The sequence below is a fragment of the Chroococcidiopsis sp. genome, from assembly GCF_051657925.1.
GTDB lineage: Bacteria > Cyanobacteriota > Cyanobacteriia > Cyanobacteriales > Chroococcidiopsidaceae > Chroococcidiopsis.
Map to the genome: position 1 here is coordinate 1 of NZ_JBOFLP010000060.1, position 6459 is coordinate 6459.

Sequence of the window (6459 nt, forward strand, 5' to 3'; positions counted from 1 at the left end):
GCCTGTAACTTTTCATCAGCAAGCGCTTTGAGTTCTTCTAAAGACTTCTCAGATAGACGTTGGAGTTCTTCAGCTTTCCTAAGTTCTTGTTCCCTGGCATAGAGCTTGACAGCTTGGTACTCCAAGGATTTTTTTTGCAATTCCAGTTCTACTTTGTCGCTGTCGAAACGGGCGAGGCGCAAATTCCACTCCTTCAAAGCTTCAAACAAGCGATCGCTAGCAAGGATGGCTTCCTCTACCAATCCATCCTTATTTAGCTCCAATAAAAGCAGTTGCTTTTCGTGCCAAGTACGGTTATAGGGTAAGTCGATAGTTTTGGCAACTGCACTTACCCACAAACCATCGCTGCGGCGTACTCCTTTGAGGATGGCTTTGGCTTTTTGTCCGAGGCGAGAAACTTGGCTAACTTCAGCTAGGAACGTCACCACTTGGTTCCTCCTCATTGTTAGATCGCATTCCTGGTAACTTGCCACTCTTTACAGCCGCATAAATTCCGATGCCCGTCCCAATTGCGCCAGCTAGAGGTTGCAGAGGTATTCCCGCCCAGCCTTGGAACTTAATCGTTTGGGTACAGACAGATTTCCCAGTAGTGTCTGGCGTACAGTTAGACTCGTAGGAAGTAGAAAACACGGCAGCGATCGCTCCTGTAGCTAGTACGCTAAACACAGTAGTCAGCATAATAACAATGCTGGCGATCGGGCTGATAACTGGCTCTGGTTTTGTCATTTTGCTGCCACCGTCCCATTACCGCAAGTTACTTCGCCACCACCCTTGAGGGCTACACCGCTTGAAATCGCGATCGCACTCTCGTCCAACTTCTGCCCTAATTCTGTAGACTCGCAAAGCGTCGTTAGCGTAGCGGGGTCGCTTGCGCCACTTTGATATCCAAGACCAATGCCAGCAGCATAAGATTTAAAAGCATCGCCTTTAGCATTGGCTACCATCACTACACCTGTTCCTTGTTCTGGCTCTGAAAAGGTAATTGAATAATTTTCTGTTTCTGGTGCAATACCGACACCGAGCTTGCCTATTTGGGCTACGTCTGTAACAAACTGGCTATTTTCTAAATAGAATGCTTGCTGCGCTCTATTTAAAGAAGAAAGATTTAATTTTGCTTCAGTTTGCCGCGCCCGATTAGTTTGGTTCAAAAAACTAGGTAGAGCTATACTAGCCAAAATTCCAATGATGATGATGCTAACTAGCAATTCAATTAATGTAAAACCTTCATTCAATCTGGGTAATTTCGCTAACTTCAAAACTAATACTTTAATCATATTGCTTGCATACTATTACAAGCAGTAACTTACCCTCACATTTTCAAAATCTGTCACCCATTTTTAGCTATACTTAATAATTAAGTAATAATCAATTAATTCTTGCGTCAATAAATAGTAATTTTGAATTAATTAAGACTAAAATGTTAATTAAAAACTAATGTTATGGCAGTTGCTAAAAAGTCTACATTTACTTGCCAGATAACGGAAGAGGAGCGCAGTTTGTTGGAGAAATACTGCGAACAGGAAGGGCGCAATAAAGTAGATATTGTTAGAGAATTTATCAGAAGCTTGAAAGGGAAAATAAGGAGCGATCGCGCTTAGTTTTGGGCAGACTGATCTTAGTTTTCATTGAGTAGTGGTTATGGCAACGTTCATGACTCCGTTGCCTTTTTCTTAAAACTATGGCAATTAATATTAAAGATGTAGCTAAATATTATGCAGAAACTCCTAGCCAAAATAGAGGGTTAGAGTTATTGCAAGTTGAGTTATCGCGTTTTGGGTTAAGCGCAGACTCGTGTCCCTGGGTAATTGAGTTTCGTAAAGAACCGGAAGCACCAGAGCCAGAAAAAGGGAAATCAATAGCGGCTAGTGAATCCCAGCGAGCTAGTTATACAGGAGTTATCAACTGGCACAATCCGCGATGTTTTGTCAGTAAATACTTTACGGTAGCTGAAGTTACTCAACAAGACAAAAGACGTATCCCTAATGTTGGTAGCACCGAAGCTAACAATATCCTCAAACTAGCTAAAGAACTAGATAAGGTGAGAGAAGCTTGGGGGCATCCTATAAGCATCACTTCGTGGTATCGCCCCAAGGTCATCAATGCTCAAGTAGGGGGCGTGAGAAATTCAACTCATATTCTTGGTTTAGCTGCTGATATTTACCCGTTAGCTGGCGGTAGCGTACACGACCTCCAAAGATGGTTAGACCACCGATGGGGCGATCGCATGGGTTATGGCGCTAAAAAGGGCTTTTGCCATGTTGATATCGATGGAGGTGGCGGTCTAGATCGCGTTGGCAAGTTTGGTAAAGTTAGATGGAATTACTAAGGCAAATGTTTAAATGTTTTGCGCTGCACAATTGTACTTACAGTGCTTGAATGACAGTTATAAACTTTTCCTATTTTTCCTAGTGACATCCCGTTAGCTCTTAGTTGTCTCATTCCCAATACTTGCTCGTCAGTAAATCGAACATTTCTACGCGGTGATTGACCGTTAGTTTTATATGACCAATTCATGTTACCTGCGTGAGTAGTCCATTCTAAGTTATCTGCTCGGTTGTTCAATGGGTTTGAATCTAAATGATTGACAACTGAAGAACCACGCGATCGCCCCGTAGGTGTTAATGGTTGGGGTAAAAATGTCTCTGCTACTAATTGATGTATTCTTTTAGTTTTAGGTTTACCGTTCTTGCTCAAAGCAACATTTAAATAAGTCCCGCCTAAACTTTGTTTTAAAATCTTTTCTTTAAGCTGGTGATTAGCTTGCCCATTCCAAGCAATTCGACCTAAACTTTTTACCCGCCCAAAGCTTGAAACCTCGTACAAGCCCTCGTACCCAACTACAGGCTTCCATACTTCTTGGTCAAACAAATTCAGTTGTACAATATCCACAGTTCATTACCGTAATTAATGGACTCACGCCTTGAGTGATTCGCAGTCACGTCAAGGCAAAATTTATACAACTATTTTAACAACAAATAAGCCAAAACACAAGCCCTGTATAGCTTTGCGCTAATCTTGATGGACATCCGAGGCGGCGGCGGACTTGATAAACCTGGATCTCTTGGCAAGATTAGGTGGAATTATTAAGCGTTTCTAACGATACTCACCAATTCCTGTACCATCGCTAGCAGTCCCTCAGTAATCTTTGATTGCGCCTCTACTACGGCGGTTAGCTTTTGTGCTGTATCGTAATGGATTAAAGCGAGTGCTGTTTGCTGCTCTAGGAGTTCTCGCAATACAGCTATTTCTTCAGCAGATGCGTTCATTACGGTAGAAAGAGGAAAGCTACCTATAGCCTAACTTAGATCCAAGTCTCTATAATTACCGGATCGTCACGTTCGTCTCGCTCTATACGGACGCATTCTATTGGGATTGACATTCTGATTTCTTCCAGAGTAGGAGCGATCGCTACCGCGCCCGTAGGGATTGGAGCGACGTTAGGTTTGATTTTAAACACTCGCATGACAAAGTGATTGGGGTAGTCGCGAGGATGAGCGTAGATTGTGTAGGTTTTCATGTGCGATCGCTCTCCTCAGCAAGCCCGAATCTTAAACCAAGTCGCCAAAATTACAGACAGACTAGAGATTGCTAAAACGACAGTTAGTATTCGATTAATCAAAAGCTGCCTTTTAAGCGCAATCGTTAGCAGCGACGGCTGCAACCATGATTCTTGCCACTGTTCAAGTTCTTCAACGGTCAGATTCATATTAATAGTTTGTTGCTCATCATTAAGATTATTCATTTGCGATCGCTCTCTTTACTTGTATGCCCTTTTTCCCATTCATCCGCTTTATATGCCGCATAAGCATAGTCGTATCCTTCAGCTAGATACTTATCAAAAATATCTCCCCACTTGGTTTTCAAGGCTTTTTTACTCGTTGGCTTTTGGTTGTTCATACCCCTAAATACTCCGTCCAAGGTATCCAGCGATCGCGCTCGTTAACATGAAAAGTTTTGCATCCAGATTGACCAACTACCTCAAGCATTTTTATCTCCGATATGTCCCCTCTATCTCTAGCATCGCGCAATTGCTGCAATTGCTCGTTAGTGGGTCTATTTATTTCCGTGAAGCTAGTTAAGTCTAAGTTTTGTGGTCTGTTTGGTTGCCATTTACCTTTTATCGCCCTAACCACTACTGCTGCTTTGTTCTCAATGGCTGCAAAATTCTTTTGGATGTAAATCGCCGCTGCCGCTATAGCATCCCTAAGTATTTGGTTGTCTGTCTCATCAATCAGTGTGTCAATCGTGTCATTTTGCTTTATCCCCATTGCTCCTATCTGCTTGTCTATTTCTTGCTTTTGCGAGCGCTCGGCGGCGGCGGAAGATGAATCTTTTAATGGGTTCTGCTCTACTTGTTCAATGTCTTGCTGATTAGCCAGAACGTCAGTACAAGGTTTGACGACTACTTCTTGTTCTAACTTTTGTTTGACAGCAACAAGTGTTGTTGTTTTCTTTGAAGTATTCTCTGGAGTAATCTTTGTTTCTATATCATCCGCGCACTGTACGCTAATTGGACGCGGGTTTATATCATTACTTGCACCTGCGCTAATATCGTTATTTGCATCCGTTGAAATCGGACTGACTACAGGTTGCAAAAATACTTTGTGTTCGTAATTAATCGCATACCAATAAGAGCGATCGCGCCCTTGGTCATTGATTCCCAATTGCTGGGCTTTGATAATCCCGCTCTCTACCAACTTATTTTTGATGGTGCGGAAAGCATAGTCAGTTAGCCAGTTTATAGCTTGCTGCCACTTGGTTAAGCTGTTATACACCCACTTAACACCGTCAATTACCGTCCCGCAGCTAGGCATACTCAGGAAATAATGCAACTGCTGCAAGAAGACAGCAGCATCGGTAGCATATCGTTTAAATCCTTCTTTCTTAAGCCTAGTTACAAGCTCTGGGCAGACAATTAATGGTGAACCAGGAAGTAATAGTTTTTGGCTGGTATACCCAGTTAACACGGTGTTTTGTGCCATCATAGAATTATAAAAAATGATGTATTTTTCCCTCAACACTTAGCCTCAGAAACTGTGGTGTTGGGGGTTTTTAATATTCAAACTTTAACAGTGCAACTGACCGCAGTATTCAGCCACTTGTACCTATCTTTTAGCTCTCCTATACCGGAAAAACTGTTGAGCGGAGGTTTAAAACAATTAATCAACCCACGCTCTAATTTATACCTCTCCTTTCTTTCTGATGGGTTAAAATTCCACCAATACACCTCCAAACTGTACTCAGAATCTAAATATTCTCTAATAGCCTCATAACGCCCCTGCCCTGGTTTGCTCTTAATATCTCGATCAATTAAGAAAGTCATCGGATGATCGAAAAGATTAAGACAAATCCTTTGGCGGAGCAATTTGCTAGTTCCTACATACAGAATTTCTTGTTTTGCTACTAACACGTAAACAGCCGGAACCTTTGGAATTAGCTTGCTTTCAAGCAAAGATGCTTTATTCCAAGTAGTTAAAATTTCATCCTTGGTTGGTAATCGTGATTTTACTATACCCATAGCTAGAACCCTTAACTATGGTTATTATACCATGCCTAGTTAGTGGCAACAAGTCTTTGAGCTAAATTAGCTAAGTCATTAGGGATATAGACAATATACTCTTTTGGTTCCCATCCATAAACTTCCGCTATTCGTTCCATAACTTCCCTGCCAGGGATATACTCTGGCTCATCATACAGCCTGTATGCGGTAGCCTTATTGAATTCTGTCTCTTTCCAGAATTGATAACGAGTAATGCCCCGTGCATCTATTAGTTCTTTTAAGTTATTTAAAACCATAATCTTTAGCCGCTTTTGTTCTTACCCTATCATACCCAATTCATTGACAGCGTTTGCTAGGTATAGTACAATAGCCATATAAGGCAGAGGGAAAGAGCAGCCTGCACCGAGAACGCATCAAAAGAAGCTCACATATTCAAAAGGCGATCGCCCACAGCCTAGACAACTAAAGCGATCGCCCCTACCCATACACTGGAGTATTTTTATCATGCCATACACCTTAGAACTAGAGCAAGCAGCACAACAAGCACAAGACCGCTCGCATCAAAGCTTCCTGGAGGTCGCCTCCAGGAAAGCTGCGAGCGCAATCGAAGCATTTTTTCTAGATGGTGTACATGACGGGTTTGATGGCATCAAGCCCCAGTATTCGGAAATAGTTTATTTACAAGGTTATTGCCAAGGGATGCGTAATTTCAGCGCCCAGATGCAACGGGATGCAGCGTTATTGGAGTACGAGGGACAAGAAGTAGAGAGAGCCGCGATCGCAATTCCTTTCTAGTCTTGCAACAAAAAACCATCCCAACTACTGGGATGGTTAGTCGATACCAATAACCTGAACTCACTTACTATTATGACCCTTGACCAATTATTAATTGAACTCCAGACAGAGAAAATGCAATTGATGAGACACGCTTTAGCCAATCCATCGGATATTACTAGAGG

General features: G+C 42.2%; 13 protein-coding genes. 3 read left to right on the top strand and 10 right to left on the bottom strand.

Annotated features, from left to right (window positions below; translation table 11 throughout):
* The 3 genes from ACRC32_RS04680 to ACRC32_RS04690 form a co-directional block, all read right to left on the bottom strand.
* Nucleotides 1-443: hypothetical protein (locus tag ACRC32_RS04680; RefSeq protein ID WP_438552894.1), on the bottom strand; the 443-nt coding region annotated here is incomplete at its 3' end.
* A complete protein-coding gene (locus tag ACRC32_RS04685; RefSeq protein WP_438552895.1) occupies nucleotides 409-726 on the bottom strand; it encodes a hypothetical protein in 318 nt (105 codons plus the stop codon). The genes ACRC32_RS04680 and ACRC32_RS04685, both read right to left, overlap by 35 nt.
* Entirely contained in the window at nucleotides 723-1274 is a 552-nt protein-coding gene (locus ACRC32_RS04690) for a type IV pilin-like G/H family protein (RefSeq protein ID WP_438552896.1), read from the bottom strand. The genes ACRC32_RS04685 and ACRC32_RS04690 overlap by 4 nt, the downstream gene beginning before the upstream one ends.
* A 165-nt stretch (nucleotides 1275-1439) precedes the next feature.
* Here ACRC32_RS04690 and ACRC32_RS04695 point away from each other — a divergent pair, with 165 nt between their 5' ends.
* Together ACRC32_RS04695 and ACRC32_RS04700 are read left to right on the top strand one after the other, a co-directional pair.
* On the top strand, nucleotides 1440-1598 hold the full coding sequence (locus ACRC32_RS04695) for a hypothetical protein (RefSeq protein WP_438552897.1): 159 nt from the start codon (nucleotides 1440-1442) through the stop codon (nucleotides 1596-1598).
* Nucleotides 1599-1678: 80 nt separating this feature from the next.
* Nucleotides 1679-2326, top strand: a complete 648-nt coding sequence (locus ACRC32_RS04700) for a D-Ala-D-Ala carboxypeptidase family metallohydrolase (protein WP_438552898.1) — start codon at nucleotides 1679-1681, stop codon at nucleotides 2324-2326.
* Here ACRC32_RS04700 and ACRC32_RS04705 read toward each other — a convergent pair.
* The 7 genes from ACRC32_RS04705 to ACRC32_RS04735 form a co-directional block, all read right to left on the bottom strand.
* Nucleotides 2323-2889, bottom strand: a complete 567-nt coding sequence (locus ACRC32_RS04705) for an NUMOD4 domain-containing protein (protein ID WP_438552899.1) — start codon at nucleotides 2887-2889, stop codon at nucleotides 2323-2325. The genes ACRC32_RS04700 and ACRC32_RS04705 overlap by 4 nt on opposite strands.
* Nucleotides 2890-3083: 194 nt before the next feature.
* On the bottom strand, nucleotides 3084-3266 hold the full coding sequence (locus tag ACRC32_RS04710; RefSeq protein ID WP_438552900.1) for a hypothetical protein: 183 nt from the start codon (nucleotides 3264-3266) through the stop codon (nucleotides 3084-3086).
* Nucleotides 3267-3301: 35 nt separating this feature from the next.
* Nucleotides 3302-3517, bottom strand: a complete 216-nt coding sequence (locus ACRC32_RS04715) for a hypothetical protein (RefSeq protein WP_438552901.1) — start codon at nucleotides 3515-3517, stop codon at nucleotides 3302-3304.
* A 221-nt stretch (nucleotides 3518-3738) separates the two neighbouring features.
* Complete coding sequence (locus ACRC32_RS04720) at nucleotides 3739-3897, bottom strand: hypothetical protein (protein WP_438552902.1); 159 nt, start codon at nucleotides 3895-3897, stop codon at nucleotides 3739-3741.
* Nucleotides 3894-4985: a hypothetical protein gene (locus ACRC32_RS04725; RefSeq protein ID WP_438552903.1), complete on the bottom strand. Its 1092-nt coding sequence runs from the start codon at nucleotides 4983-4985 to the stop codon at nucleotides 3894-3896. The genes ACRC32_RS04720 and ACRC32_RS04725 overlap by 4 nt, the downstream gene beginning before the upstream one ends.
* Nucleotides 4986-5059: 74 nt before the next feature.
* Entirely contained in the window at nucleotides 5060-5518 is a 459-nt protein-coding gene (locus ACRC32_RS04730; RefSeq protein WP_438552904.1) for a hypothetical protein, read from the bottom strand.
* 35 nt (nucleotides 5519-5553) lie between these two features.
* Entirely contained in the window at nucleotides 5554-5796 is a 243-nt protein-coding gene (locus tag ACRC32_RS04735) for a helix-turn-helix domain-containing protein (RefSeq protein WP_438552905.1), read from the bottom strand.
* Between the two features lie 208 nt (nucleotides 5797-6004).
* Here ACRC32_RS04735 and ACRC32_RS04740 point away from each other — a divergent pair, with 208 nt between their 5' ends.
* Nucleotides 6005-6295, top strand: coding sequence for a hypothetical protein (locus ACRC32_RS04740; protein WP_438552906.1), 291 nt, complete (start codon nucleotides 6005-6007; stop codon nucleotides 6293-6295).
* The last annotated feature ends 164 nt before the right edge of the window (nucleotides 6296-6459 follow it).

Coding starts and splice junctions, on each gene's coding strand:
- ACRC32_RS04715 (WP_438552901.1), bottom strand. CDS start 3,517: ATGAAAACCTACACAATCTACGCTCATCCTCGCGACTACCCCAATCAC.
- ACRC32_RS04740 (WP_438552906.1), top strand. CDS start 6,005: ATGCCATACACCTTAGAACTAGAGCAAGCAGCACAACAAGCACAAGAC.
- ACRC32_RS04685 (WP_438552895.1), bottom strand. CDS start 726: ATGACAAAACCAGAGCCAGTTATCAGCCCGATCGCCAGCATTGTTATT.
- ACRC32_RS04730 (WP_438552904.1), bottom strand. CDS start 5,518: ATGGGTATAGTAAAATCACGATTACCAACCAAGGATGAAATTTTAACT.
- ACRC32_RS04725 (WP_438552903.1), bottom strand. CDS start 4,985: ATGATGGCACAAAACACCGTGTTAACTGGGTATACCAGCCAAAAACTA.
- ACRC32_RS04700 (WP_438552898.1), top strand. CDS start 1,679: ATGGCAATTAATATTAAAGATGTAGCTAAATATTATGCAGAAACTCCT.
- ACRC32_RS04690 (WP_438552896.1), bottom strand. CDS start 1,274: ATGATTAAAGTATTAGTTTTGAAGTTAGCGAAATTACCCAGATTGAAT.
- ACRC32_RS04720 (WP_438552902.1), bottom strand. CDS start 3,897: ATGAACAACCAAAAGCCAACGAGTAAAAAAGCCTTGAAAACCAAGTGG.
- ACRC32_RS04735 (WP_438552905.1), bottom strand. CDS start 5,796: ATGGTTTTAAATAACTTAAAAGAACTAATAGATGCACGGGGCATTACT.
- ACRC32_RS04695 (WP_438552897.1), top strand. CDS start 1,440: ATGGCAGTTGCTAAAAAGTCTACATTTACTTGCCAGATAACGGAAGAG.
- ACRC32_RS04710 (WP_438552900.1), bottom strand. CDS start 3,266: ATGAACGCATCTGCTGAAGAAATAGCTGTATTGCGAGAACTCCTAGAG.